The sequence below is a fragment of the Psychrobacillus sp. FSL W7-1457 genome, from assembly GCF_038593405.1.
In the GTDB taxonomy this organism is placed as follows: Bacteria; Bacillota; Bacilli; order Bacillales_A; family Planococcaceae; genus Psychrobacillus.
This window is the reverse complement of sequence record NZ_CP151993.1, coordinates 3,086,901-3,112,601: the sequence shown is the minus strand read 5'-3', so window position 1 is coordinate 3,112,601 and position 25,701 is coordinate 3,086,901. Positions and strand designations below refer to the sequence as shown.

The following is a 25,701-nucleotide window of genomic DNA, read 5'->3' as shown; positions in this document are numbered from 1 at the left end:
TCCTCCTCAAGCATTGTATTGCGTATATATTTACTATTATGTAATAGCCTTCATCAGAAGGAGATAAACGATTAGAAGAAAATCCGAAAATCATTCAGATTCCCGGATCCTTTTCAATTTAGTTATTATTTTAGTGTTAGCAGCGTAACTACCTCTATATGCGATGTTTGTGGGAACATATCCACTGGCTGCATATATTTTACTTCGTAAAGCTTTGTTAACTCCTGTAGATCCTTTGCAAGTGTAGATGGGTTACAGGAAGTATAGACAAAGCGTTTCGGTTTTATCTCTAAAACTGTTTTCAGTAGTTCCTGGTCTAAACCAGTTCTAGGAGGATCTACTGTCAGTACGTCCGGTACAAAACCTTCACTTTGCCATTGCTTTAACCATTTCTTTGCAGTTCCATGAACATACTTTGTATTATGGTAGCCGTTGCGTTTAGCATTTTTCTTGGCATCCTTAACAGATTCCTCGATAATATCCATACCACGAACCTCTTTAGCATTTTTAGCTAACCAAAGCCCGATCGTCCCAACGCCGCAATATGCATCCACTACGGTTTCCTCACCAGTTAACTTGGCAGCCTTCTCAATTTCATCGTAGAGATGCTCTGTTTGTTCCGGATTTAATTGGAAAAAAGCACGAGCGGATAGGTCAAAAGCTAATTCTCCAAGTTTTTCATGGATGATTTCTTTACCGAACAAGTTAAAGGTTGTATCACCAAATATTAAGGATGTTTTTCCTGGATTAATATTTTGGCTAATGGATACGATATTAGAATCGATTTTACGAATCATTTGTACAAGGTTTTCTTTATTTGGCATTTTCTTTTGTGTCGTTACTAAAGTCACCTGGATTTGCCCTGTTTTAATTCCTGTACGCACAACAATTGTACGGACAATACCTTGAGGATTTTTTTCATCATATATTGGTATATTAAGCTCTTTCAAATAAGCTTTTATTTCATTAGTAATTCGAGTGGTGACAGGGTGCTGTACCATACATTCGTTAATATCGATAAGCTTGTTAGAGCCCTCTGCATATAGACCTGCAATTACATCATTACCTAGCTGTCTAGTTTGGAACTGGCTCTTATTTCGATATAGCCATGGATTCTCCATCCCAAGAGTAGGTCTTACTTCGATTGTGGTGGCAAGGTCTTTCAGATAGCGCTCAAGGGATTGAATTACTATATCCCTTTTTTCAATAAGCTCTCGCTCATAAGTCATATGCTGAAGCTGGCAACCTCCACATGCATCATAAACGGGGCATGGTGGTTTTACTCTATCAGGAGAAGCCTGACGAATTTTTTTAATTGTTGCCTCTGCATATTTTGGATTTACGGTAGTTACCTGTGCTGTAACTACTTCTCCAGGAAGTGCTCCTTTAACAAATATTACATTTCGTTTAAAGAACCCGACACCTTCTCCATTAATGCCTAATCTTTTTATAGTAAGTGGAAATTCTTGTCCCACCTGTATTGCTGTTTTTTCTGTCATTTCCTTCACGTCCTTTATCAACCAATAAAACAGTATAACTTTTTTATAGGCATCATTGCAAGCTAAAGGTGCCAGTTTTTAAAAGAAACTGGCACCAAGTTACATTCTATCTATTATAAAGGAATTTACTGAGGAAGAGAATAATCAGGTATTTGAAGCTTGGATAAGTTAAGATCGTTAATCTTTCCAAATGTATAGCCTCGTTTTTTCGCTTCCTTGATAAATGATGGAAGTCCCTCTGCATTGTCTGGGGAGACAGTGTGCATGAGGATAATTGCCCCAGGATGGATCTGTGTTATTAGCTCGTTATATGCATATTGTCCGCCCTTTTTCTGATCTCGATGCCAGTCGATAAAAGCGATGGACCAAAAAAAGTGCTGGTGACCAATTTCGTTTGCAGCTTCTAATACTTCCTCATCAAAGATTCCTTCAGGTGGTCGAGTGACAGTTGTTCTTTCTAAAGAGGTAAGCTCCTTTAGGCGATTATCAAATTTCTGTAGTTCTTTTTTTATTTCATCCTTTGACAGTTTAGCTAGGTTTGGATGTCCATACGAGTGGTTACCTATTTGATGTCCGTCTTCGATCATCCGTTTTACTAGTGGTGTGGCACTTTCGAGGTAATGACCAGTTAAAAAGAAGGTAGCGCTAATGTTCTCTTTCTTTAATGTATCTAAAATGCTCTCGGTATAGCCGTTTTCATAACCATTATCAAACGTCAGGTAAATAACCTTTTTGTTAGCTGGTCCTTTATAAATGGCTCCGTGCTTTTCTAATAACGCGTCGAGTTCTGCTCCGGCCTCTGGTGGAATTTCATCTCTGGCTTTTTTAAATCCCCAGTGAATTTCTTTTGCTTCCGCCGTAAATGGCTCATAGGAAAAGCCAAGGCTTATAATAAAGGCTGCTATAATAATTCCTATTACATGATGCTTCCACATGATTTTTGCTCCTTTTTAATATATATTTGCATAAAAAAATGCAATCAACTTAAAAGTAGATTGCACCTGGGTTTGATATTTATTCATTTTTACTCGTTGGTTAGTTTTACTATATGAATCAATTTCATAATTCCTTTTTAAGAAAAGGTTATGTTAAAGGGTAGGGTTGATAATAAATCTTTACATTAGAAAGTAGAATTGATTTCCGCACCAGTCGGACGCTTTTTCGTAGGGTGAGAAATAAACCATCACCTGTGGAAAATGGCTCGATTACTGACTATATATATTGATCAATGCGCTCGTAAGTTCGGGATATTTAAAGGAAAAGCCATTAGCTATTAATACGTCTGGAACTACTTTTTGTCCTTCTAAGACAAGCTGACTTTTTTCACCAAGCACTAATTTCAAAGCAAATGCCGGTACTGGGAAGTAATAAGGTTTATTTAATACTTTAGCCAATGTTTTACTAAATTCATTCATCCTGCGAGGATCTGGTGCAACTATATTAAAAGGTCCTTGAATATTATTTTCAATAGCGAATAACAGGGAACTAGCAACATCCTGAATATGAACCCATGACATCCAATTATCTCCCTTTCCTATTGGACCACCTACAAACATTTTATAAGGTAATGCCATTAAGGGAAGTGCTCCTTCTTTTCTATCTAATATAATCCCAAATCTACCTAAAGCTACGCGGACTCCAAGCTGCTCTGCAATTAATGCTTTTTGCTCCCAATCTGCAACTGTTTTGGCTAGAATATCATTACCCCGTTGTGTTGATTGTTCATCATAAATTTCCGTGTTGGAAGCTGGATAAATTCCAATAGCACTTGCATTGATTAAAACTTCGGGTTTTTGCTTTAATGCTTGTATAATACGTATGACTTCATCAGTTGCTTCCATCCTACTAGCATAAATTTTTGCTTTTTGCTTTTCTGTCCATCTACCGTTATTTATAGATTCTCCAGCAAGATTTACTATTGCATCAATACCTTCTAAATATTCCTCAGGTTTAGAATCATTTGTAAGCCAGTTAATATAAGTAACATTGCTTGCTGAGTGCGAGCTCGACCGTGATAAAATAATAGCCTCATGTCCCTTTTGCTGCAGTAGCTCAGTCAAAGCCCTTCCTACAAAACCAGTTCCACCAGTAATTGCTACTCTCATCGAAATCAGCCTCCTCTTAACACAATAATACCAGTTCAATCATTTATCACATATTAATTTTTACGTTATAATTAAGGAAAGCGAATGGAGAGATTAACAAAATGCCGGTTATTACAAAAATAGGACGTCAAAAAAAAAATAATGAACGGTATAATCTATATTTGGATGAAAAGTATGCCTTTAGTGTGGACGAAGCAGTACTTATAAAATACCAGCTAACGAAGGGGAAGGTAATAGAAGCCTTTACTCTAGATGAAATTGTTTTTGATGATGAAGTAAGAAAAGCATATAATAAAGCGATCAATTATTTAAGCTTTCGAATGAGAAGTGAGCATGAGGTCAAACAAAAATTACTGCAGAGCGAGTTTGGAGAAGCGGTAATTTTAGAGGCGATTCGAAAGTTATATGAGCATGGATTTTTGAATGATGCTAGCTTTACGAAGGCTTTGGTAGAAACTCAAAAGAATAGCAGTAAAAAAGGTCCTGCGGCAATTCGCCAGGAGCTGAAGAAAAAAGGGATAGAGAAAGAGCTCCAAGAGGAAGTGCTTGCCACCTACTCGGAGGAGGAGCAAGTTTCTATTGCTAAAACACTAACAGAAAAAATTATTCATCAAAACCAAAATAAGACTCCGCGCCAAATTAAACAAAAGGTCCAGGAAAATCTTCAAAGAAAAGGGTATAACTTTAGCATCATTTCTCAGGCAATCGAATCTTTTGATTTAGAGAAAAAGGAAGACGAATGGCTTGAAATAATTGCTGCACAAGGAGAAAAGATTTGGAGAAAGTATTCTGCAAAATATAGTGGATTTGACCTGAGAAATCGTGTTAAACAGGCCCTTTATATAAAAGGATTCCCGTCAGAGCACATAGATATGTATATAGAAAATAAGGAGCTGGAAGTACAAAATGAGCAATAAAAAATATAGTCAGATGACGGAGCAAGAGCTTAGAACTGAAATTGCTAGCCTCAAGGAAAAGGCAAGAAAGGCTGAGCAACTAGGCATTGTGAATGAGTATGCAGTATATGAACGAAAAGCAATGATGGCTCAGTCATTTCTAACAGATGTAAATTCTATAAAACCTGGTGAAATGTATCGAATTAGTGGTGATCCTGGTATGTTTTTTCAAGTAGAGTACTTAAAAGGTAAATTTGCTTGGGGATATCGTTTAGGTGGAGACAAATATGAGGAAGCATTACCGATTTCTATACTACAGCCGTTAGAGGAAGGAAAATAATATGGAAACTAAAATATTAGAACTAACAGAGTTATTACTTGAAAAAAACGACAAGCTTTCCTTTGAAAAGGCAAGAGCATGGATTGAATTACTTTGGTCTGACTTTGAATCATCTTATGCACGTGCAGGCTATGAATATAAAGGTGCTGCAGTAACTGAGATGGTTATTAAAAAGTGGATAGATGGATATGGTGAACAATTACACGAGTTTGCGGGTACTAACGAAAAGTACAAGCATTTATTAGAAACAGACTAAACGCTAGGAATTTAAATTCCTAGCGTCTCTGTTTAATGTGGTAAAAAGTCTAATTTCTTTCTTAGCTTATCTTCGCTGAAAATCCAACCAGTGTAAGAGTTGATGATATTAAGGTCTTCATCCAAATGTACAACTGCTACAAAAGGATAGTAATCATTACTTCTGTAACGCAGATCGATTAACCGAACCTCATGGATATGATCGAATTGTGTTATTTCCCATCTGTAAATAGGGGAGAACGAAGTAAAGGCACTTAGGTTTGTATCCTTTAATGCAGCTTTTACTAAAGGAGAGTCTGGAATTTCCTCTCGTTCAAACTTGTCGTATATCGTTATGGAACGCCCGTATGCTCTGCCAACGTAATGATGCGTCTCGGAGCTTGCGGCAATCCTCCATTGAAAGAACTTAATAGTTGGAGCCACAATAATTTCTGTGGTATCCGGAATTGTTTTTCTCACGCTATTTTTAACTGCACTTTGGACTGCAAAGCGTAGCATATAATAAATAGCGATAATAGCGTACATTGTTAGGAATGTAGGTACTGGGTTAAAGCCAAACATCCATAATAATAATCCTAATACATGAAAGCCAAAGATAATCGGATCAAATGTATTAATGACACCTAGTGCAACCCATTTTTTAGAGAAGGGTCGTAATGCTTGGGTACCATAGGAATTAAATATATCCACGAAAACATGAAGAAATACTGCTAAAAATGTCCAAAGCCAAAGATGAAGCCAATTCACCTCTGGAATAATCAGCCACAATACTCCAGATATAAGTAACGGCCATAATATTACGGCAGGAATAGAGTGGGTTATACCACGATGATGACGTATGTAAATGGCATTATTCTTTAATTTTAGAACAGTATCTATATCAGGGGCTTGGGAACCAATGATAGTTCCTGCAATAACCGCTGTAGTAGTCAAAGAACTACTTGTAACAACAGGATCTGCCATTGCCAAACCACCAAGTGCAATACCCATGACTATATGTGTGCCTGTATCCATGTGTGACCAGCTCCTTTTAAGGAAACAAGTTATCTTAATCATAAGATAAAGTATATAAATTAACAAAGCAATTATTAGTGTTATACCCTATTATCTCATACAATAATCGCAAGAAAGGATTCTAACTGTGAACGAATTATACAATAAGCAAATGAGCGAGGCATTAGTTTCCTGGTTTTTAGAAGAAAAACGTGATTTACCCTGGAGAAAAACCACGGATCCCTATAAAATTTGGGTTTCTGAAGTCATGCTTCAGCAAACAAAGGTTGATACAGTTATCCCTTATTATGAGAGATTTATTTCTAAATATCCCTCTCTTGAATCCCTTGCAGAAGCCGATGAGGGAGAATTACTAAAAGAGTGGGAAGGCTTGGGCTATTATTCTAGAGCGCGAAACCTCCAAGCAGGAGTGAAGGAAGTTGTAGAAGAATATAATAGCATCGTACCCAATAACCGAAAGGAAATATCTAAGCTAAAAGGTGTTGGACCCTACACTGCTGGAGCAGTGCTCAGTATCGCATACGGTGTTCCTGAGCATGCGGTAGACGGAAATGTAATGAGAGTATTATCTCGGATTTTACTGATAAAAGAGGATATTGCTAAACCAAAGACGAAAAAGATATTTGAAGATGCTGTGATGAACTTGATGTATGAGGAAAATCCTTCTGCCTTTAACCAAGGTTTAATGGAACTTGGTGCTATTATATGCACTCCAAAAAAGCCGAAATGTTTACTTTGTCCAGTAAGAGAATTTTGTTCAGCATTTTATGAAGGAGTTCAAGAAGAGCTTCCGGTAAAAACGATTAACAAAAAGACAAAATTACATAAAATGAAGGCAGTAGTGATCCAACGAGATGACGGAAAGATTCTTTTAGAGAAGCGTCCTTCTAAAGGTTTACTTGCTAATATGTGGCAATTCCCGATGGTTGAGCTGCCAACAGCGACTCACACTGTGGAAGAAGTAGTGGAGTTGGACTATGGAATAGAAATTCAAAAAGGAAATGAATTACTTTCTTTTAAGCATATTTTTTCACATCTTGTATGGGAAGTTGAAAGTTTTGAAGCAGAGCTTATAAATGAAAAAAAATTATCCTTAAATGGCCAGTGGTATTCTATAGAAGAAGTGAACAATCAACCTATGCCTATTCCAGTATTAAAAATATGGAATGCGTGGAAGGAAAGGAAGAACATCACATGACAAATCCAGTAGCATTAGTAACAGGCAGTAGCAGAGGACTAGGAAAAGCAATTGCCATTGAGCTTGCGAAAAGTGGTTATGATATTGTAGTGAACTATGCTCGCAGTAAAACGGCTGCATTAGAAACGGTTTCAGAAATAGAGGCATTAGGGCAAAAAGCTTTACTTGTTCGTGCAAATGTTGGTGATGTAGAAAAGCTTCGAGCAATGTTTCAAACGATAAAAGAAGAGTTCGGTCGTTTAGATATTTTTGTCAGTAATGCTGCATCCGGTGTTCTTAGACCAATCATGGAGCTAGAGGAGTCTCATTGGGACTGGACGATGAACATTAACGCAAAAGCAATGCTTTTTGGAGCACAGGAAGCTGCAAAGCTAATGCCGAGTGGCGGGAAGATATTAGGCATCAGTTCGTTAGGGTCTATTCGATATTTGGAAAACTATACGACAGTAGGAGTTTCTAAAGCTGCTATTGAATCCATTACAAGATATTTGGCGGTAGAGCTAGCAGAAAAAGGGATTGCCGTTAATACTGTTTCTGGTGGAGCATTAGATACTGATGCTTTAAAGCATTTCCCAAACCGAGAACAATTATTAGAGGATGCACGCGTAAATACTCCGGCAGGACGAATGGTTGAAATTGAGGATATGGTAAAAACAGCTATGTTCCTGCTTTCAGATGATGCCAGCATGATCCGAGGACAAACTATCATTGTAGATGGCGGCCGTTCGATTAAAATGTAGTTTTCATATAGAAAAATTTCTTTTTTAAAGAAGGCATGTTAAAGACTAGGGTTGATTTATGCTACCAAATAAATCTCTAAGTCAGAATGTAGAATTGATTTCCACGCCAGCCGGACGCTTTTTCGTGGGGTGAGCGTTAAGCCATCACCCATCGCTTACGCGCGTGGTTGTGATGTCTTAACTGTCTCACTCATCCCACAGGAGTCGCCGTCTGTCGCTTCAATCAATAAATGGTGAACATATTTATTTAATACATAAAGCTCTATTTATGAAATTAACTCATAAAGAAATGATAATAAAAACTAAACAAATACGGCAACCTCGATATTATTTGGGATTTCCGTATTTTTATTTAGTTTAATTTTTTCTTAATTAATGTCAAACATTCATCTTTAACATTGTATTTGCCCCAAATTATCCTTGTCTGTGCTTCAACAAATGATTTCAAATTAACCAAAACACACAAATTTATTTTTTATGAATATTATCTCCGAAAGTGCACAAGATATATTTTGTACGGAGGTGAAATCCATGAAAAAGAATAACAGTCAATCATCAAACAGAAGTCAAGAATTTGCTTCAGAAACTGTAATTCGACAAGTTAAAGAGCAAAACCGTCAAGCTGAAATGAAAAAACAACAAGCAAGCGGGAAGTTTTCAAAAAGTTCTTATAACCCATCAAAATAACATGGATTCACCAAAAATCAGCGAGGGCATTTTGCTCTCGCTGATTTTTTTACTACAGTTTTTTCCTATGGATTGCTATAATATGAAAATAAGTATAATATTCAATTTTGCGCTTGATGAAAAGGTGGCTAAATCATGGCGATTCCAACAGAAGGAGAAATTATTCAAATTCACAGCTACAAGCATAATGGCCGTATCCACCGTGTCTGGCAGGAAACGATGGTTTTAAAGGGGACCAAGAATATTGTAATAGGAGCGAACGAACGAACTCTTGTAATCGAATCAGATGGAAGAACATGGATTACTAGAGAACCGTCCATCTGTTACTTTCATGCTGAACATTGGTTTAACATTATTTGTATGCTACGAGAAGACGGTGTATATTATTACATTAATATTAGTTCGCCATTTGTCTATAACAATAAAATTTTGAAATATATTGATTATGATCTAGATGTGAAGGTTTTCCCAGACATGACCTACACAATTTTGGATGAAGATGAATACGAACAGCACAAAAGGGAAATGAATTATCCAGATGAAATGGATTCTATTCTTGATCGAAATATAGAAAAACTTATTTCTTGGATTAAACAAAGAAGAGGTCCATTTGCCCCGGACTTTATCGAGGCTTGGACAAGTCGTTATCATTTTTATAAACAGCTGAACGATTAGTAGGAGAACCTGTTGAATTTGCAACAGGTTCTTCCGTTTTAAGAAAGGAAGTAATTTTATGAGCACCATGAAGAGATATATGGAATTCGTAAAGCCCTATAATTGGCAAATCTTTTTGACGATTATTATAGGGGTTATTAAATTCGCAATTCCATTGTTTATACCTATTCTGATTAAAATTGTCGTAGATGATATTATCGGTGGGGATATGGCAACAGATGAAAAAATTCAACAACTTGTTTATTGGTTAGGTGGAACTGCATTAGTGTTTTTAATCGTTCGACCACCAATTGAGTATTATCGACAATATTTAGCACAATTAGTCAGTAATAAAATTTTGTATGATATCCGTCAAAAGCTATACATACATCTTCAAAAGCTAAGCTTAAAATATTATTCAAACACGCGAGCCGGAGAGGTCATTTCTCGTGTCATCAATGACGTGGAGCAAACGAAGAATTTTGTCATGATTGGCTTGATGAATGTTTGGCTAGACTTAGCCACAATTCTTATAGCTATTGGAATAATGCTTACGATGAATGTAAAACTTACACTTGTAACTTTAATTGCATTCCCATTCTACGCATTCAGTGTAAAGTACTTTTTCGGAAAGCTTCGAGACTTAACTAGAAAGAGATCGCAAGCATTAGCAGGAGTACAAAGCTATCTTCATGAACGTGTACAGGGGATGAGTATTATTAAAACCTTTACACTGGAAAAGCATGAACAAAAGCTATTTAATGAGACTAACGGAGAATTTTTGGACAAGGCCGTAGATCAAACAATTTGGAATGCAAAAGCTTTTGCGGTAGTTAATACAATTACGGATATAGCTCCCCTTTTAGTAATTGCATATGCAGGTTACGAGGCAATTCACGGAAGGCTGTCAGTAGGAACAATGGCTGCTTTCATCGCCTATATAGAGCGATTATACAGCCCTTTAAGACGATTAGTTAATTCATCCACGACATTAACGCAATCTTTTGCGTCTATGGACAGAGTATTTGAATTGATGGATGAAAAATACGACATAATCGACAAGCCTGATGCTAAACAGTTAGGAAATACTTATGGGGAAGTCACTTTTTCAAACGTCTCCTTCCAATATGAAAAAGATGGTCAAACTATACTTAACAATATAAATCTCCAAGTTAATAGCGGGGAAACAGTTGCGTTTGTTGGGATGAGCGGTGGAGGTAAATCCACTATTATTAGTTTGATTCCTCGATTTTATGATGTATCAAAGGGCAGTGTGAAAATTGACGGCAAGGATGTTCGTGATGTAACGATTGAATCACTGAGACAACAAATAGGAATTGTCCTTCAAGATAATATTTTGTTTAGTGACTCTGTGAAATCGAACATTTTAATGGGTAAACCAGGAGCGAGTGATGAAGAAGTAATAGAGGCTGCAAAAGCTGCCAACGCACACGATTTCATTATGGAGCTACCTGAAGGGTACGAAACAAAGGTTGGGGAGCGGGGAGTTAAACTCTCTGGAGGTCAAAAGCAACGTGTGGCGATAGCACGTGTATTTTTGAAAAATCCTACAATATTAGTTCTAGATGAAGCAACTTCAGCATTAGATTTAGAAAGCGAATCATTAATTCAAGATTCCTTGGAACGCTTGGCTCAAAATCGAACAACTATTATCGTAGCGCATAGACTTTCTACTATAACGCATGCAGATAAAATATGCGTAATAGAAAATGGAGAACTGGCAGAAGAAGGTTCTCATTCTGAACTTATGAAGAGTAAAGGTGTATATTATAATTTATTTCAAATACAACAACTAGATACTGTGGACTAACATACACACCCTATAAGGCGAATCTGTTCTTATGGGGTGTTTTTATTTACCTATTTTACGAAAAGTTTAAATATGACAAATGTTTCAAAAAATATAAAAACTATTGCATAAAAAGTATGTATGTGTAAAATATCAATATGAACAAATATAAAGAAAATTTTAAATAATCTCGTAAAAAAGGAGAGTTATCATGGAACAAGGAAAAAAAGTGCTAGAAGTAAAAGGGCTTCAAACTTCCTTTTTTACAGATGATGGTGTCATTCCATCTGTCGATTATGTAGATTTCCATGTTAGAGAAGGGGAAATCTTAGGCATCGTTGGCGAATCGGGTTGTGGTAAAAGTGTTACCTCTCTATCTATCATGGGGCTAGTTCCTAGTCCACCGGGAAAAATCACCAATGGCGAAATCCTATTTAAAGGTAAGGATTTAACAACCTTCTCTGAAAAAGAAATGAGAAAAATAAGAGGAAATGAGATTGCTATGATCTTTCAGGAGCCAATGACCTCTTTAAATCCATTATTTACAATAGGTAATCAGCTGATAGAAGCAATAACCCTACATAAGAAGGATTGGAGTAAGAAGCAGGTAAAAGACAGAGCCATTGACATGTTAAAACTTGTTGGACTTCCCAGAGCAGAAGCACTTATGAAGGATTACCCACACCAGCTCTCCGGGGGGATGCGTCAAAGAGTCATGATTGCGATGGCTCTTGTATGTGATCCAGAAGTATTGATAGCTGATGAGCCAACCACTGCATTGGATGTAACCATTCAAGCTCAAATTCTAAAGTTAATGAGAGATTTGAATAAGAGGTTAAACACAGCAGTGCTCTTAATCACTCATGATCTTGGAGTAGTAGCAGAGACATGCGAACGAGTTGTAGTCATGTATGCTGGGAAAGTAGTCGAAGAGGGACTTGTGGAAACAATCTTTAAAGATCCACAACACCCATATACAAAAGGACTGCTCGCATCAGTTCCTGATATGAGATATAAAAAGCAACGATTATACTCCATCCCCGGCAATGTTCCGAAGCCAGGAACTATAACAACGGGCTGTCGATTTGCAGCCAGATGTGAATTTGCTTTCGAACGCTGTGTTCAGGAAAATCCTCCTCTGTATGAAACATCGGAGGGACATAAAACAAGATGTTTCTTATATGATCCAAAGGAGGTAACAGATTATGACAGAGCCACTGTTAAAAGTTGACGGGCTTAAAAAATACTTTCCAATCCGTTCTGGTGTTTTGTCCAAAAAGGTAGGCTATGTTAAAGCTGTAGATGATATATCCTTCTTTGTAAATGAAGGAGAAACTCTAGGAATTGTTGGAGAATCCGGCTGTGGTAAATCTACTACAGGAAGAATGCTTATGAGATTGCTAGAACCTACAGAAGGTAAAGTGACCTTTGAAGGAAAAGAATTAACATCAATCTCTGACTCAGCTATGCGTAAGGTTAGAAGAGATATTCAAATGGTATTTCAGGATCCTTATGCATCATTAAATCCTCGTCATACGGTTGAGAAAATTTTAATGGAGCCATTGATTGTTCACCAAATTGGAGATCCAAAAAGTCGCAAACAAAAGGTTCATGACTTTTTAGAAATTGTAGGATTGAGCAGCTATCACGCTAAACGATATCCTCACCAGTTCAGCGGTGGGCAAAGGCAGCGTATTGGTATTGCGAGAGCACTTATGACTAATCCAAAGCTGATTATAGCGGATGAACCAGTTTCGGCACTTGATGTATCTATTCAAGCTCAAGTTTTAAATCTAATGCAGGATTTGCAAAAGGAATTGAAGCTAACCTATATATTTATCGCTCATGACCTTGGGGTAGTTCGCCACATCAGCGATCGAGTAGGGGTTATGTATTTAGGTAGAATGGTTGAGCTAGCACCTAGTGAGAGTTTATATGCGGAGCCGTTACATCCCTATACAAAAGCACTTTTGTCTGCCGTACCAGTACCTGATCCACAATTTCAAAGGGAGCAAATTATATTAGAGGGGGATATCCCAAGCCCTTCTAATCCGCCTACAGGTTGTACATTCCATACACGTTGTCCTTTTAAAATGGATGTTTGTACAACCGTTAAACCGAAGCTTGAGGAAGTTAAGAACAGTCATTTTGTTGCCTGCCATCTATATAACGAGGCAGTACAGCATTGATAATATAATTTTTGGAGGGGTCCATGTGAGAAAAAAGAAATTGTTATCATTTATGTTTTTAATGATACTTGCTGCATTTACAATCGTTGCTTGTTCAAGTGATGAATCTGATGGAGATAAAAAAGGAGAATCGTCATCATCAGAGAATAAAACGTTAGTATTTGGTCGTGGAGGAGACTCCGTATCTCTAGATCCAGCTACAGTTACAGATGGTGAATCTTTCAAGGTAACACAAAACCTTTTCGAGACACTATTAAACTTTGGCGAGGAAGATACTACAATTCAGCCAGGACTCGCTAAAGAGTGGGAACCGTCTGATGACGGATTAACGTATACATTTACTTTAGAAGAAGGAATTAAATTCCATGACGGAACAGACTTTAATGCTGAGGCAGTCGTGAAAAATTTTGAACGCTGGGCTAATGGTTCAGAGGAAAAATTCTATTACTACGGATCTATGTTCGGCGGTTATGCTGAGGATGAAGGACACGTAATTGAATCGGTTACAGCTGACGGTGATTACAAAGTAGTGTTCAAGCTTAAGCGCCCTCAAGCACCTTTCTTAAAAAATATTGCGATGAGTCCATTTGGTATTGCAAGTCCAACTGCATTTGAAAAAGATGAAAAAGCATTCGGTGACAATCCAGTAGGGACTGGTCCATTCAAATTCGTAGAGTGGAAACGTAATGCTACTATTACAATCGAAAAATATGAAGATTACTGGGTTGATGGTATGCCTAAGCTTGATAAAGTAGTATTCAAAGCGATACCAGATAACGCAGGTCGCCTTAATGAACTATTATCAGGAACTATTGACTTAGCTGATGGTGTGAACCCGTCTGATCGTTCTACAGTAGAAGGTGAGTCTGCTCTTCAATTGTATGAGCGTCCTTCTATGAATGTTGGTTACTTAGGATTAACGACTACTAGACCACCGTTTGACAACGTAAAAGTACGTCAAGCGATGAACTATGCAATTGATAAGCAAGCAATTGTTGATGCTTTCTTTGAAGGCGGAGCAGAGGTAGCTAAAAATCCTATCCCGTCATCTATTAGTGGGTACAATGATGATATTACTGGCTACGAATATAATCCAGAAAAAGCAAAGGAACTTTTAGCAGAAGCAGGATTGGCGGATGGCTTTGAAATGGAGCTATGGGCAATGCCAGTTCCAAGACCATATATGCCAGATGGAGCTAAAGTTGCAGAAGCAATTAAAAATAATTTAGAAAAAGTAGGCATCAATGCTAAAATCGTTTCTTATGAGTGGGCTACTTATTTAGAAAAAGCTCGTTTAGGAGAAGCAGATGCTTTCTTACTTGGGTGGACTGGTGATAATGGAGATGCAGATAACTTCCTTTATGTTTTACTAGACCAAGATAATATCGGAAGCAATAACTATACGTACTATAGTAGCGACCCATTACATGAGATTCTTATCCAAGCACAATCAGAAGTAGATGAAAACAAACGTATTGAATTATACAAACAAGCACAAGAAATAATATTTGAAGATGCACCGTGGGTTCCACTTGCTCACTCAACACCATTACTTGCTGGTAAAGCAGAATTGACTGGATTTACACCACATCCAACAGGTTCAGACAAACTAGGAAACGTTGACTTTAAGTAAGGAATAGAGTGGAGGGGGTCTTATGGATTCCCTCCTCTTTTAAAAGGTGAGGTATTTCATATTTTAGAATAAAGAGGGTGAAGAAACATGCTTCACTATATTGGAAAGAGGCTGTTACAGCTTATACCGGTATTGCTTGGTATGACTTTTTTAGTTTTTATGATTATACGTGCAATTCCTGGTGATCCAGCACAGGTTATTTTAGGACAATTAGCTTCTAAGGAGGCAATTGAGTCACTAAGAGCAAGCCTAGGCTTAGATAATCCTTGGTACGTGCAATATTTTGATTACTTATTTGGATTACTTCAAGGAGATCTTGGTGAGTCGATGCGAACTGTCAAACCAGTGGCTACGGAAATATGGCCGTACCTTGCTGCTACGTTTGAGCTAGCATTCTTCGCTATCCTAATAGCCGTTGTTATCGGAGTAAATGCAGGGATTATATCTGCATGGTTTCAAAACTCATGGTTCGATTATTTAGCGATGGTAGTAGCTTTGATAGGAGTGTCCATGCCAATCTTTTGGTTAGGACTGATGGAGCAATGGATTTTTTCTGTAGAATTACAGTGGCTTCCACCAGGTGGAAGAGATGATGCAAGAGATCCAGTTACAGCGGTTACAAATTTATATTTGATTGATACCATTATTAATGGTCGTTTTGATCAGCTTGGTGACGTGCTTAAACATTTAATATTACCTAGCATTGCTTTGGCGACAATTCCAATGGCTATTATTGCTCGTATGACAAGATCTAGTATGCTTGAAGTTATGAGAGCAGATTACGTGCGGACAGCAAAAGCTAAAGGACAAAAAATGTTTTGGGTAGTATATAAGCATTCATTGAAGAATGCTATCATTCCAGTTTTAACAGTAGTAGGGCTTCAAATGGGCTTACTTTTAGGAGGAGCTATTTTAACTGAAACTATCTTTGGATGGCCAGGAATTGGTCGATACATTTATGATGCGATTCAGTATCGTGACTATCCAGTTATACAATCTGGAATATTAGTAGTTGCGTTTATATTCGTTATGATTAATTTATTCGTTGATATTTTATACGGATTAATTGATCCACGCATCAAGTATGACTAAAAGGAGAGATGATGATGACCCAAATGGTTCCAAAAGCACCGGATAACTTATTGGCTACCGAAAAGGACATATCAGCTGGTCCTTGGAAAGAAGCGTGGAGAGGTTTCCGTAAAAATAAAGTGGCGCTTGTTGGCACTTTTATCGTATTTTTCTTTATATTAGTAGCGTTAATAGGACCTTATCTAGTCCCGCAGGGCATTGATGAACAATCTATTTCAGATAAGCGACTCTTACCCCCGTCGAGCCAATTTTGGTTTGGCACAGATGATTTTGGTAGAGATATTTTTTCACGAATCGTCCATGGGGCAAGAATTTCTTTATGGGTAGGATTTTTTTCTGTAATTGGTTCTGTCATTATAGGGAGTGTATTGGGTATTGTAGCAGGCTATTATGGAAAATGGGTGGATATGATTATATCTCGCCTATTTGATATTCTTCTTGCTTTTCCAAGTATTCTATTAGCAATTGCAGTCGTGTCTGTGCTAGGACCATCTCTGCAAAATGCTTTAATTGCGATAGCAATTATTAACATCCCTAACTTCGGGCGTTTGATAAGATCGAAAGTGTTGAGTATAAAAGAAGAGGAATACATAACCTCCGCCAAGGCAATTGGTATGAAGGATGTTCGTATCCTTTTTTCGCACATCTTACCGAACTCTATGGCACCTGTAATCGTAGCAGGAACATTGGCCATTGCATCGGCTATTATAGAAGCTGCTGCACTAGGCTTTCTTGGATTGGGGGCCCAGGCTCCAACTCCAGAATGGGGTAAAATGCTGGCGGATGCTCGAAATCACCTAAGAACTGCTCCATGGACAATGATTTTCCCAGGACTTGCAATCATGCTAACAGTTTTAGGCTTTAACCTGATGGGTGATGGGCTTCGAGATGCACTGGATCCTAGGATGAAAAATTAAGATAGAAACAAAGCTCCATAAATAAAAAAGTGAAATCGTTTAGGCGATTTCACTTTTTTGACGAACATGGCGAGTATACCTGAAGTATGAAAGGGAAATCTGCAACAGAGCCTATTACTGATTGAAACCCTGAGCATTTACATTATGTAAATGCTCAGGGTTTCATTTTTTTTTGTGAGTGTTAATAAATAAATTTAGTAAGTCTCTTCAATTTGTACAGTTAATTCATTACTATGGAAATTTTGGTACGAGGTAATCAGCCTATCAACATGCTCTAGCTGTTCCTCATACTTTAATATAGAGGATACTAGATGGAGAAGGTGATAGGTAGAAAATTCCTCATCTATTTGTGTTATCGCAATCTGCTGAACAAAAATATTCATAACCTCTTGCCTCTGGATAAATGCATCGGGACCATGCAACTCAGTATGGTCTGTTTTGAGCTTACCGATAAACTTGAGGTGAAGCTGTTCATGATAAGTTAAAAGCAGGTCAAGTCTTTCTGTGATCATCATTCTAAAATGCTCAGGAAGATTATTTAGTTCATTTTCATGGAGGTGTAATCTATTTAATACTTCTAGGCTATTATGTGAGATTTCGATAAGCTCGCGGTAAACGACGGCTTTTCTGCCCTTTGAATGGGTAGCTTTTTTTGTATAAACTCTTTCCTCTTTAAAAAAGGAGTATATTTGGTCAATACGTTCCAGCCTATCCTTCAGTTGATTAATAGCTTGTTTGGTAGACTGATGATCACCAGCATTTCTAGAGGCAATCCTAATCCATCTAATTATTTCATCCTGTGTATAATGAATGGAGTTAAAAAGCTTTGTCTCAAACTTCGGTGGGATAAATACAAGGTTTACGACAAAGGCAGAAATCACTCCAACAAGAATCGTGCAAAAACGAATTAACGCAAAGGTTAAAAATTCGTCACTTTGTATCTCCATAATAGCTATTACAGTTACTAATGCTAAGGAAACCGTTTTTTCTAATTTAAACTTTAGCATGATAGAAATAGCCACAATTGCTGCGAATCCAACGGCAATAATATGGTTACCAAATACTAATGCAAACAAGACGGCGATGGCTGCTCCAATTAGATTAGACTGTATTTGTTCAATTACAGTTAAGTAAGATCTATAGATAGATGGTTGAAGTGCAAAAATAGCGGCTATTCCTGCAAAGACAGGATTAGGAAGCTGAAGTAATTCAGCTATAAATAAGGCAAATACTATAGCGACTCCAGTCTTAAATATACGTGCTCCTAATTTCATTCCATCCTATCCCTTCGTTAACGGTTATTTCATTGAATTATTTAATTGGGCAAAAGCATTATTGACCGCTTTAATTGTCTCTACTATATCATGTTCTGTATGAGCGGTAGTAATAAACCAAGCTTCATACTTAGATGGAGCCAAGTTAATGCCTTGTTCAAGCATAAGCTTAAAGAATTTAGCGAACATTTCACCATCACTAGCCTCTGCTTGCTCGTAGTTTTCTACTTTAACATCGGTAAAATAAACAGAAAGTGCACCTTTTATGCGATTAATTGTAATCGTAATATTATTTTCCTTAGCAGCATTCAAAATTCCTGCCTCTAACAGTGCACCTAGTCTATCTAGTTCTTCGTATAAACCGGGAGCTTGAAGCACTTCTAAACAAGCGATGCCTGCTTGCATGGACGCCGGATTTCCTGCCATCGTTCCAGCCTGATAAGCAGGTCCAAGTGGTGCCACCTGCTCCATAATTTCTTTTTTGCCGCCATATGCCCCGATGGGAAGACCTCCACCAATAATTTTTCCTAATGCGGTTAAGTCTGGTGTGTGACCAAGCAAAGTAGATGCCGCTCCATAGTGGAATCGAAAAGCAGTAATTACCTCGTCATAAATAACAAGAGCTCCTTTAGCTTTAGCGATTTCATGAACTAAAGATAAAAACCCTTCATTAGGCTCCACCATTCCAAAGTTTCCTACGATTGGTTCAACTAATATACAGGCAAGTTCTTCTCCCCATTTTTCCATCGCATCCTTGTAGGCTTGAGGATCATTGAACGGAATCGTGATAACCTCTTTTGCTATAGATTGTGGTACGCCTGCAGAATCTGGAGTTCCAAGAGTAGCAGGACCTGAACCTGCAGCTACTAACACTAAATCAGAGTGCCCGTGATAACAGCCTGCAAATTTCATTACCTTTGTTCTTCCGGTATATGCACGAGCCACACGTATAGTAGTCATCACTGCTTCCGTACCTGAATTTACAAAGCGAACTTTATCCATAGAAGGGATTGCATCTTTTAGCATTTTAGCAAAAACCACTTCATGCTTTGTAGGGGTACCATATAATAGACCCGTTTGTGCTGCTTTTGTAATAGCTTCAGTTATGTGTGGGTGGGCATGCCCAGTAATAATAGGGCCATAAGCTGCTAGGTAATCGATATATTTATTGCCGTCCACATCATAGAAGTATGCACCTTCCGCTCTTTCCATGACAACTGGTGCTCCGCCACCAACGGCTTTATAGGAACGTGAAGGACTATTTACCCCACCAACTATATGTTCTAATGCTTGTACTTGAATTTGTTCAGATTGTGTATGTTTCAATGTTTTACCTCCATTATGAATGTATGTAAGATGAAAATTATAACTTGTCTATCCTAAAACTTCTAGTAATAGTTGGGTATTTTTATATTTTAGACAAAAAAGAGGAAAAAGGCTAAAGAAATTGAACATACTTATAAAGTTAGTTACGATATAACTAATTAATCGAGGAGGGATATTGATGGAAAAATTAGAAGGAATGGTTGCTCCCAAGTTTTCATTAAAAAATGAGAAGGGTGAAATAATATCACTGGATGACTTTGCTGGAAAACAGTATGTTGTTCTGTATTTTTACCCTAAAGACTCTACACCTGGATGTACTACAGAGGCTTGTGAATTCAGGGACGCAAATGCTGATTTTTCGGATTTAAATGCAGTTATTCTGGGAGTAAGTGCAGATGATGAGAAGGCGCACACTAAGTTTATAGAGAAGTATGGACTGCCGTTTTCTTTATTAATAGATGATACTCATGAAATTTCTGAGGCTTACGGTGTTTGGAAATTGAAGAAAAACTTCGGAAAAGAATATATGGGTATTGAACGAACAACCTTTTTAATAGATCCAACCGGAACTGTTGTGAAGGAATGGAGAAAGGTTAAAGTAAAAGATCATGTAGAAGAAGTGTTACATACATTAAAATCCTTACTCAAAGATGGTGAATGATTGATGAAAGTACTTTTTTCTTTTTTACCAAAGGAAGAGCAGCAATTAAGGTTGACCAATCAGTTTCCACAAATAGATTTTATCTTTCAAAAAGGATTAAATGAAAATGAGTTAGAAACTGCCGATGTTGTTGTCACATATGGAGAAGACCTTAAAGCCTTCCATATAAATAGTGCAAAAGAGCTGAAGTGGATTATGGTCGCCTCAGCAGGATTAGAAAAAATGCCTTTACAAGAAATAGCAGCTCGCGACATATTGTTAACAAATGTTAGAGGGATTCATAAAACACCAATGGCCGAGTCCATATTAGCTCATCTGCTTTCTATAAAGAAATCGTTACAGGTCGTCTCAGAGAATCAGCGTAACGCAATTTGGTCGAAAAGGGTTCCTTCCTCTGAGCTTTTTGGCTCGACTGCCTTAATATTAGGGCCAGGAGCAATAGGTGGAGAAGTGGGAAGATTATTGCAGGCCTTTGGGGTTAGGACAATCGGTTGTAATCGAAGTGGAAATACTTCTTCATTCATGGACGAGATGATATCTTTTGGATCTATAAAAGAAGTGCTACCTCAAGCAGATATAGTAGTATCTATTCTGCCAAGTACGGAGGAAACAAGAGGGTTGCTAACATATGAGCATTTTCAGTCTATGAAAGAGAGTGCTATTTTTATGAATTACGGACGCGGAGATCTAGTGAAAGAACTGGACCTATTAAAGGCACTAGAAAACAAATGCATTGCTTACGCAGTGTTAGATGTGTTCGAGCAGGAACCGTTAGGAAGTGACCATCCTTTTTGGCGTATGCCAAATGTGATTGTTTCCCCACACATTTCTAGTCATTCCTCACAATACGTAGTGAGAGCGCTTGAAATTTTCTCTAGAAATTTAGTGGCGTTTCTAAAACAAGAGAATGATATTGAGAATGTAATAGATGCTACACGAGGCTACTAAAAATGTATAATGCTATGTTAATAGTCGAAAAATTTGACATTAAGGACAGTTCCTCTTTATAATAATTATAAACTTATCATTTAATAATGATTATAAAGAGAGGTGCATAGCGATGACGGAAGTACATTTAAGAGACGCTTTAGATACATTGAAATCAACCGGTGTACGTATAACGCCTCAACGCCATGCGATTCTGGAATTTATTATTCAATCTATGTCCCATCCCACTGCGGACGATATATATAAAGCGCTTGAAAGTAAATTTCCTAGCATGAGCGTAGCCACAGTCTATAATAACTTACGTGTGTTTAGAGAAGCTGGCCTAGTAAAGGAATTAACATATGGTGATAATTCAAGTCGTTTTGATTTTATCACAAATGATCACTACCATATGATTTGTAACTCTTGTGGTAAAATAGTTGACTTCCATTATCCAGGATTAGATGAAGTAGAGCATCTTGCCTCTCACTTGACCGGATATGATGTTAGCTCTCACCGAATGGAGATATACGGTACGTGTCCTACTTGTAAAGAACAAGCAACTAAAGTCCAATAAAAAACCGAGCGTTTATTCGCTCGGTTTTTCTTATGGTTAAATAATGCGTTTGCAATCGCAATCAATACATAAGAAATTCGTGTCAAATCTGTAAACACTCTTATATATGAAATTGATTCAGCTGTATGAAAGAAGAGGGTTCTTAAGATACTAAGAGGTAGGTTAGAAAAGTTTTTCTTATATTTTCCCTTTTAGTTCCTTGACTAGTATACTATGTTAATATAAAAAAGCACTTTGCCTAAAAGCAAAGTGCAGAAAATTATTTCTTTCTATTGTAGCTAACATCAAATTCTTCGCCTTCAAGAGTAGGGTCTAATGTAAGTGGTTCTTTACAATACATACACATATCTACTCTACCTAAAACTTTCGTATGTTTTCCGCAATTGGGGCAGACTACTTGAACAGCTCTAGTAGATAGTAAACCTATCCAGCCATAAACAACTGTACTTCCTATAATAGAAAGTAACCCAAGTGTCATGAAAATAGTTACTAGGATTGGGTTTTCTCTGAAAAATATAGCGCCGTACATAATGATAAAGCCAAAGAAAATTAAGCCAAGCGCAAAGGAGCGGATTCGATTTATTTTGTTTTTATAGGGTTTCATATTTTTACCTCCTAATTGTACATACACTATAACATATTTTTATATAAAGGAATGTCCTAAAAGTTTAAAGAGGAAATATCAAATAATTGTCGAAGAATAATACATAAGTTTAAAAAGGAGGCTTTCACATTGGAAGCATTGTTAAGACCTATTTATCAAGAAAGAGCAAGTGATTCAAATACATTAGGCATCATATTGATAGAAAAAATAGAAGAGGTCAGTCCAATTACGGATACCTTTGACTCTATTCTATTTATAATAACAAAAGATTCCTCTAATCCTGTTTTTACAAAGCATTATACGTATAGCGACAAAAAGGCTGCCCTGCATATAATTACAGAAAAACAAATACGGAAATGGTTTATAGTAGGAGCCAACCCTAAGCTTGTAGATTGGATGATCAACGGCCGAGTTGTTTTTGATAGAAATGAATATGTAGAAAACCTAAAAAGGGAGCTCCAAGAGTTTCCGATAAATGGTCGAAACGTAAGGATGGGAATTGAGTTTGCTAAGTTAAGTAGAAGTTATATGCAAGCAAAGGTGTTCTTTGAGCAACTAAATTATCTAGATGCTTATACTCATATTGTAAACTCACTTCATCATTTAGCGAGATTAGCTATTATTGAAAAGGGAATGCACCCAGAGGTTATGGTGTGGAAGCAAGTAAAGCAATTAGATCCTTCTATATATAAATTGTACGATGAGCTAGTATCAAGTCGAGAAACATTAGAGAAGAGACTAGAACTATTATTTTTAGCTAGCGATTTTCTAATTCATTCTAGAACAAAGGATGGGGCACGGCATATAGTAGAAGTACTTTCTTCTAAAGAGTATTGGACCATTCAAGAGATTCATGAACAAGAGGAATTGAAAAACTATTCTGTAGATCTAGAAGTATTTATAGAATTCTTAGTGGACAAAGGGTTAATTATAGTCGAAAAACAACCGACGAAAAGCAGCCATATCGAGCATAGATACTACAAAGTCAAAGGATGAAAACGAGTCAACAAAAAACGTTTTAAAAAAATACTCGTTTTTTGTTGACATATGTATAAAATGTGCGGTATTATAATAAGCGTCGTCAAAAACGAATTAAAAAACAGCAGAAAATTAATAAAAAAAGTTTTTTAAAAAACTTCTTGACTAGCCGGTTGAATGGTGATAAATTAGAGAAGTCGCAAAAAACGACAACGCAAAAATGAACGTTGAAAACTGAACATGCAAAACGTTAAGACATACAGCATCAACAAGCTTCGGCTTGATTGACGCAAAACATTTTTTGACATCATTTAATGATGATGCCAGCAAAACAAAATGAGCTTTTAAACTAGTTCTATTTTTCTGGCTGTCGAGACGTAGTGTAGTGCTAGGAAGCAAGTGAGCGAGAGAAGGAGCGTACTTACGTACGTGACTGACCGAGAGAACGAAGCTGACAACGCAATACGCTGCGTATCGTCAGCTGGCTATTATGGAGAGTTTGATCCTGGCTCAGGACGAACGCTGGCGGCGTGCCTAATACATGCAAGTCGAGCGGATGATGAAGAAGCTTGCTTCTTCTGATTTAGCGGCGGACGGGTGAGTAACACGTGGGCAACCTGCCCTGTAGATTGGGATAACTCCGGGAAACCGGGGCTAATACCGAATAATCCATTACCTCACATGAGGAAATGTTAAAAGACGGCATCTCGCTGTCACTACAGGATGGGCCCGCGGCGCATTAGCTAGTTGGTGAGGTAACGGCTCACCAAGGCGACGATGCGTAGCCGACCTGAGAGGGTGATCGGCCACACTGGGACTGAGACACGGCCCAGACTCCTACGGGAGGCAGCAGTAGGGAATCTTCCACAATGGACGAAAGTCTGATGGAGCAACGCCGCGTGAGTGAAGAAGGTTTTCGGATCGTAAAACTCTGTTGTGAGGGAAGAACAAGTACGAGAGTAACTGCTCGTACCTTGACGGTACCTCATTAGAAAGCCACGGCTAACTACGTGCCAGCAGCCGCGGTAATACGTAGGTGGCAAGCGTTGTCCGGAATTATTGGGCGTAAAGCGCGCGCAGGCGGTCCTTTAAGTCTGATGTGAAAGCCCACGGCTCAACCGTGGAGGGTCATTGGAAACTGGGGGACTTGAGTACAGAAGAGGAAAGCGGAATTCCAAGTGTAGCGGTGAAATGCGTAGAGATTTGGAGGAACACCAGTGGCGAAGGCGGCTTTCTGGTCTGTAACTGACGCTGAGGCGCGAAAGCGTGGGGAGCAAACAGGATTAGATACCCTGGTAGTCCACGCCGTAAACGATGAGTGCTAAGTGTTAGGGGGTTTCCGCCCCTTAGTGCTGCAGCTAACGCATTAAGCACTCCGCCTGGGGAGTACGGTCGCAAGACTGAAACTCAAAGGAATTGACGGGGGCCCGCACAAGCGGTGGAGCATGTGGTTTAATTCGAAGCAACGCGAAGAACCTTACCAGGTCTTGACATCCCGCTGACCGGCCTAGAGATAGGCTTTTCCCTTCGGGGACAGCGGTGACAGGTGGTGCATGGTTGTCGTCAGCTCGTGTCGTGAGATGTTGGGTTAAGTCCCGCAACGAGCGCAACCCTTGATCTTAGTTGCCAGCATTCAGTTGGGCACTCTAAGGTGACTGCCGGTGATAAACCGGAGGAAGGTGGGGATGACGTCAAATCATCATGCCCCTTATGACCTGGGCTACACACGTGCTACAATGGACGGTACAGAGGGTCGCAACCCCGCGAGGGTGAGCAAATCCCATAAAACCGTTCTCAGTTCGGATTGTAGGCTGCAACTCGCCTACATGAAGCCGGAATCGCTAGTAATCGTGGATCAGCATGCCACGGTGAATACGTTCCCGGGCCTTGTACACACCGCCCGTCACACCACGAGAGTTTGTAACACCCGAAGTCGGTGGGGTAACCCTTTTGGGAGCCAGCCGCCGAAGGTGGGACAGATGATTGGGGTGAAGTCGTAACAAGGTAGCCGTATCGGAAGGTGCGGCTGGATCACCTCCTTTCTAAGGATATATTCGGAATACAGATTTTTATCTGTATCTTAACGTTTTGCAGTTCAGTTTTGAATGTTCATGTATATTAATATTTTTAATAGACAATGAAATTCAAAGAGGGCCTATAGCTCAGCTGGTTAGAGCGCACGCCTGATAAGCGTGAGGTCGATGGTTCGAGTCCATTTAGGCCCACCATACCTTTTTAATTTCGGGGCCTTAGCTCAGCTGGGAGAGCGCCTGCCTTGCACGCAGGAGGTCAGCGGTTCGATCCCGCTAGGCTCCACCATTAAAA

24 protein-coding genes, 2 tRNA genes and 1 rRNA gene are annotated in these 25,701 nt (G+C 38.4%); 20 read left to right on the top strand and 7 right to left on the bottom strand.

Annotated elements, in window-relative coordinates:
• Nucleotides 1-125: 125 nt before the first annotated feature.
• From rlmD to NSQ95_RS15290, 3 genes are all read right to left on the bottom strand, one after another.
• Entirely contained in the window at nucleotides 126-1,499 is a 1,374-nt protein-coding gene (gene rlmD, locus NSQ95_RS15300) for a 23S rRNA (uracil(1939)-C(5))-methyltransferase RlmD (RefSeq protein ID WP_342559897.1), read from the bottom strand.
• 125 nt (nucleotides 1,500-1,624) lie between these two features.
• Nucleotides 1,625-2,434 (bottom strand): polysaccharide deacetylase family protein, encoded by an 810-nt coding sequence (locus NSQ95_RS15295; protein ID WP_340882328.1) that lies wholly within the window; start codon nucleotides 2,432-2,434, stop codon nucleotides 1,625-1,627.
• Between the two features lie 270 nt (nucleotides 2,435-2,704).
• Complete coding sequence (locus NSQ95_RS15290) at nucleotides 2,705-3,604, bottom strand: TIGR01777 family oxidoreductase (RefSeq protein WP_340882329.1); 900 nt, start codon at nucleotides 3,602-3,604, stop codon at nucleotides 2,705-2,707.
• Between the two features lie 101 nt (nucleotides 3,605-3,705).
• Here NSQ95_RS15290 and recX point away from each other — a divergent pair, with 101 nt between their 5' ends.
• From recX to NSQ95_RS15275, 3 genes are read left to right on the top strand one after another with little or no spacing between them, the layout of a single operon-like run.
• The gene (gene recX, locus NSQ95_RS15285) at nucleotides 3,706-4,521 is read left to right on the top strand and encodes a recombination regulator RecX (protein ID WP_340882331.1); all 816 of its coding nucleotides are present in this window, start codon (nucleotides 3,706-3,708) and stop codon (nucleotides 4,519-4,521) included.
• The gene (locus tag NSQ95_RS15280; protein ID WP_340882333.1) at nucleotides 4,511-4,840 is read left to right on the top strand and encodes a YfhH family protein; all 330 of its coding nucleotides are present in this window, start codon (nucleotides 4,511-4,513) and stop codon (nucleotides 4,838-4,840) included. Before recX ends, NSQ95_RS15280 begins: the two co-directional genes overlap by 11 nt.
• A 1-nt stretch (nucleotide 4,841) precedes the next feature.
• Complete coding sequence (locus NSQ95_RS15275) at nucleotides 4,842-5,096, top strand: YfhJ family protein (RefSeq protein WP_340882335.1); 255 nt, start codon at nucleotides 4,842-4,844, stop codon at nucleotides 5,094-5,096.
• A gap of 32 nt (nucleotides 5,097-5,128) precedes the next feature.
• Here the strand turns inward: NSQ95_RS15275 and NSQ95_RS15270 are convergent, their stop codons facing one another.
• Entirely contained in the window at nucleotides 5,129-6,109 is a 981-nt protein-coding gene (locus tag NSQ95_RS15270; RefSeq protein ID WP_340882338.1) for a metal-dependent hydrolase, read from the bottom strand.
• A 151-nt stretch (nucleotides 6,110-6,260) separates the two neighbouring features.
• Here NSQ95_RS15270 and mutY point away from each other — a divergent pair, with 151 nt between their 5' ends.
• The 10 genes from mutY (at nucleotide 6,261) to NSQ95_RS15220 (ending at nucleotide 17,029) form a co-directional block, all read left to right on the top strand.
• Nucleotides 6,261-7,307 carry an A/G-specific adenine glycosylase gene (mutY, locus tag NSQ95_RS15265; protein WP_342560824.1) on the top strand — a complete coding sequence of 349 codons (1,047 nt, stop codon included), beginning with the start codon at nucleotides 6,261-6,263 and terminating at the stop codon, nucleotides 7,305-7,307.
• The gene (gene fabL / locus NSQ95_RS15260) at nucleotides 7,304-8,047 is read left to right on the top strand and encodes an enoyl-[acyl-carrier-protein] reductase FabL (protein WP_169360762.1); all 744 of its coding nucleotides are present in this window, start codon (nucleotides 7,304-7,306) and stop codon (nucleotides 8,045-8,047) included. The genes mutY and fabL overlap by 4 nt, the downstream gene beginning before the upstream one ends.
• Before the next feature lie 477 nt (nucleotides 8,048-8,524).
• Nucleotides 8,525-8,734, top strand: a complete 210-nt coding sequence (locus NSQ95_RS15255; protein ID WP_169360761.1) for a gamma-type small acid-soluble spore protein — start codon at nucleotides 8,525-8,527, stop codon at nucleotides 8,732-8,734.
• Nucleotides 8,735-8,869: 135 nt separating this feature from the next.
• Complete coding sequence (locus tag NSQ95_RS15250) at nucleotides 8,870-9,409, top strand: DUF402 domain-containing protein (protein ID WP_340882342.1); 540 nt, start codon at nucleotides 8,870-8,872, stop codon at nucleotides 9,407-9,409.
• Nucleotides 9,410-9,467: 58 nt separating this feature from the next.
• On the top strand, nucleotides 9,468-11,219 hold the full coding sequence (locus tag NSQ95_RS15245; protein ID WP_340882344.1) for an ABC transporter ATP-binding protein: 1,752 nt from the start codon (nucleotides 9,468-9,470) through the stop codon (nucleotides 11,217-11,219).
• A 190-nt stretch (nucleotides 11,220-11,409) separates the two neighbouring features.
• Entirely contained in the window at nucleotides 11,410-12,429 is a 1,020-nt protein-coding gene (locus NSQ95_RS15240) for an ABC transporter ATP-binding protein (RefSeq protein WP_340882347.1), read from the top strand.
• Nucleotides 12,404-13,387 carry a dipeptide ABC transporter ATP-binding protein gene (locus NSQ95_RS15235; RefSeq protein ID WP_340882349.1) on the top strand — a complete coding sequence of 328 codons (984 nt, stop codon included), beginning with the start codon at nucleotides 12,404-12,406 and terminating at the stop codon, nucleotides 13,385-13,387. The genes NSQ95_RS15240 and NSQ95_RS15235 overlap by 26 nt, the downstream gene beginning before the upstream one ends.
• A 25-nt stretch (nucleotides 13,388-13,412) precedes the next feature.
• The gene (locus NSQ95_RS15230) at nucleotides 13,413-15,020 is read left to right on the top strand and encodes an ABC transporter substrate-binding protein (protein WP_340882351.1); all 1,608 of its coding nucleotides are present in this window, start codon (nucleotides 13,413-13,415) and stop codon (nucleotides 15,018-15,020) included.
• Nucleotides 15,021-15,107: 87 nt separating this feature from the next.
• On the top strand, nucleotides 15,108-16,112 hold the full coding sequence (locus NSQ95_RS15225; RefSeq protein ID WP_340882353.1) for an ABC transporter permease: 1,005 nt from the start codon (nucleotides 15,108-15,110) through the stop codon (nucleotides 16,110-16,112).
• A 23-nt stretch (nucleotides 16,113-16,135) separates the two neighbouring features.
• Nucleotides 16,136-17,029: an ABC transporter permease gene (locus NSQ95_RS15220; RefSeq protein WP_340885867.1), complete on the top strand. Its 894-nt coding sequence runs from the start codon at nucleotides 16,136-16,138 to the stop codon at nucleotides 17,027-17,029.
• A 194-nt stretch (nucleotides 17,030-17,223) separates the two neighbouring features.
• Here NSQ95_RS15220 and NSQ95_RS15215 read toward each other — a convergent pair whose 3' ends face one another.
• Together NSQ95_RS15215 and NSQ95_RS15210 are read right to left on the bottom strand one after the other, a co-directional pair.
• Nucleotides 17,224-18,303, bottom strand: coding sequence for an aromatic acid exporter family protein (locus tag NSQ95_RS15215; RefSeq protein WP_340882355.1), 1,080 nt, complete (start codon nucleotides 18,301-18,303; stop codon nucleotides 17,224-17,226).
• Nucleotides 18,304-18,327: 24 nt separating this feature from the next.
• On the bottom strand, nucleotides 18,328-19,629 hold the full coding sequence (locus tag NSQ95_RS15210; protein WP_340882357.1) for a glutamate-1-semialdehyde 2,1-aminomutase: 1,302 nt from the start codon (nucleotides 19,627-19,629) through the stop codon (nucleotides 18,328-18,330).
• A 178-nt stretch (nucleotides 19,630-19,807) separates the two neighbouring features.
• On the opposite strand from NSQ95_RS15210, the gene bcp reads away from it, so the two are divergent.
• The 3 genes from bcp to perR all read left to right on the top strand — a co-directional run bounded on the left by bcp (nucleotide 19,808) and on the right by perR (nucleotide 21,794).
• Nucleotides 19,808-20,290, top strand: coding sequence for a thioredoxin-dependent thiol peroxidase (bcp, locus tag NSQ95_RS15205; protein WP_340882358.1), 483 nt, complete (start codon nucleotides 19,808-19,810; stop codon nucleotides 20,288-20,290).
• 3 nt (nucleotides 20,291-20,293) lie between these two features.
• Nucleotides 20,294-21,238, top strand: a complete 945-nt coding sequence (locus tag NSQ95_RS15200; RefSeq protein WP_342559896.1) for a D-2-hydroxyacid dehydrogenase — start codon at nucleotides 20,294-20,296, stop codon at nucleotides 21,236-21,238.
• A gap of 112 nt (nucleotides 21,239-21,350) precedes the next feature.
• The gene (perR, locus tag NSQ95_RS15195) at nucleotides 21,351-21,794 is read left to right on the top strand and encodes a peroxide-responsive transcriptional repressor PerR (RefSeq protein WP_169360749.1); all 444 of its coding nucleotides are present in this window, start codon (nucleotides 21,351-21,353) and stop codon (nucleotides 21,792-21,794) included.
• Nucleotides 21,795-22,053: 259 nt separating this feature from the next.
• Here perR and NSQ95_RS15190 read toward each other — a convergent pair whose 3' ends face one another.
• Nucleotides 22,054-22,398 (bottom strand): YgzB family protein, encoded by a 345-nt coding sequence (locus NSQ95_RS15190; RefSeq protein ID WP_169360747.1) that lies wholly within the window; start codon nucleotides 22,396-22,398, stop codon nucleotides 22,054-22,056.
• Nucleotides 22,399-22,527: 129 nt separating this feature from the next.
• Between NSQ95_RS15190 and NSQ95_RS15185 the strand changes: the two genes are divergently transcribed.
• From NSQ95_RS15185 to NSQ95_RS15170, 4 genes are all read left to right on the top strand, one after another.
• Nucleotides 22,528-23,394 (top strand): nucleotidyltransferase-like protein, encoded by an 867-nt coding sequence (locus tag NSQ95_RS15185; protein WP_340882361.1) that lies wholly within the window; start codon nucleotides 22,528-22,530, stop codon nucleotides 23,392-23,394.
• 469 nt (nucleotides 23,395-23,863) lie between these two features.
• Nucleotides 23,864-25,418: ribosomal RNA gene (locus NSQ95_RS15180) — 16S ribosomal RNA — on the top strand.
• A gap of 109 nt (nucleotides 25,419-25,527) precedes the next feature.
• Nucleotides 25,528-25,604, top strand: a tRNA-Ile gene (locus NSQ95_RS15175).
• 15 nt (nucleotides 25,605-25,619) lie between these two features.
• Nucleotides 25,620-25,695, top strand: a tRNA-Ala gene (locus NSQ95_RS15170).
• Nucleotides 25,696-25,701: the final 6 nt, after the last annotated feature.

Bases quoted from the DNA above. Each gene is read 5' to 3' on its own strand.
- rlmD (WP_342559897.1), bottom strand. From the start codon at position 1,499: ATGACAGAAAAAACAGCAATACAGGTGGGACAAGAATTTCCACTTACT.
- NSQ95_RS15295 (WP_340882328.1), bottom strand. From the start codon at position 2,434: ATGTGGAAGCATCATGTAATAGGAATTATTATAGCAGCCTTTATTATA.
- NSQ95_RS15290 (WP_340882329.1), bottom strand. From the start codon at position 3,604: ATGAGAGTAGCAATTACTGGTGGAACTGGTTTTGTAGGAAGGGCTTTG.
- recX (WP_340882331.1), top strand. From the start codon at position 3,706: ATGCCGGTTATTACAAAAATAGGACGTCAAAAAAAAAATAATGAACGG.
- NSQ95_RS15280 (WP_340882333.1), top strand. From the start codon at position 4,511: ATGAGCAATAAAAAATATAGTCAGATGACGGAGCAAGAGCTTAGAACT.
- NSQ95_RS15275 (WP_340882335.1), top strand. From the start codon at position 4,842: ATGGAAACTAAAATATTAGAACTAACAGAGTTATTACTTGAAAAAAAC.
- NSQ95_RS15270 (WP_340882338.1), bottom strand. From the start codon at position 6,109: ATGGATACAGGCACACATATAGTCATGGGTATTGCACTTGGTGGTTTG.
- mutY (WP_342560824.1), top strand. From the start codon at position 6,261: ATGAGCGAGGCATTAGTTTCCTGGTTTTTAGAAGAAAAACGTGATTTA.
- fabL (WP_169360762.1), top strand. From the start codon at position 7,304: ATGACAAATCCAGTAGCATTAGTAACAGGCAGTAGCAGAGGACTAGGA.
- NSQ95_RS15255 (WP_169360761.1), top strand. From the start codon at position 8,525: ATGAATATTATCTCCGAAAGTGCACAAGATATATTTTGTACGGAGGTG.
- NSQ95_RS15250 (WP_340882342.1), top strand. From the start codon at position 8,870: ATGGCGATTCCAACAGAAGGAGAAATTATTCAAATTCACAGCTACAAG.
- NSQ95_RS15245 (WP_340882344.1), top strand. From the start codon at position 9,468: ATGAGCACCATGAAGAGATATATGGAATTCGTAAAGCCCTATAATTGG.
- NSQ95_RS15240 (WP_340882347.1), top strand. From the start codon at position 11,410: ATGGAACAAGGAAAAAAAGTGCTAGAAGTAAAAGGGCTTCAAACTTCC.
- NSQ95_RS15235 (WP_340882349.1), top strand. From the start codon at position 12,404: ATGACAGAGCCACTGTTAAAAGTTGACGGGCTTAAAAAATACTTTCCA.
- NSQ95_RS15225 (WP_340882353.1), top strand. From the start codon at position 15,108: ATGCTTCACTATATTGGAAAGAGGCTGTTACAGCTTATACCGGTATTG.
- NSQ95_RS15220 (WP_340885867.1), top strand. From the start codon at position 16,136: ATGGTTCCAAAAGCACCGGATAACTTATTGGCTACCGAAAAGGACATA.
- NSQ95_RS15215 (WP_340882355.1), bottom strand. From the start codon at position 18,303: ATGAAATTAGGAGCACGTATATTTAAGACTGGAGTCGCTATAGTATTT.
- bcp (WP_340882358.1), top strand. From the start codon at position 19,808: ATGGAAAAATTAGAAGGAATGGTTGCTCCCAAGTTTTCATTAAAAAAT.
- NSQ95_RS15200 (WP_342559896.1), top strand. From the start codon at position 20,294: ATGAAAGTACTTTTTTCTTTTTTACCAAAGGAAGAGCAGCAATTAAGG.
- perR (WP_169360749.1), top strand. From the start codon at position 21,351: ATGACGGAAGTACATTTAAGAGACGCTTTAGATACATTGAAATCAACC.
- NSQ95_RS15190 (WP_169360747.1), bottom strand. From the start codon at position 22,398: ATGAAACCCTATAAAAACAAAATAAATCGAATCCGCTCCTTTGCGCTT.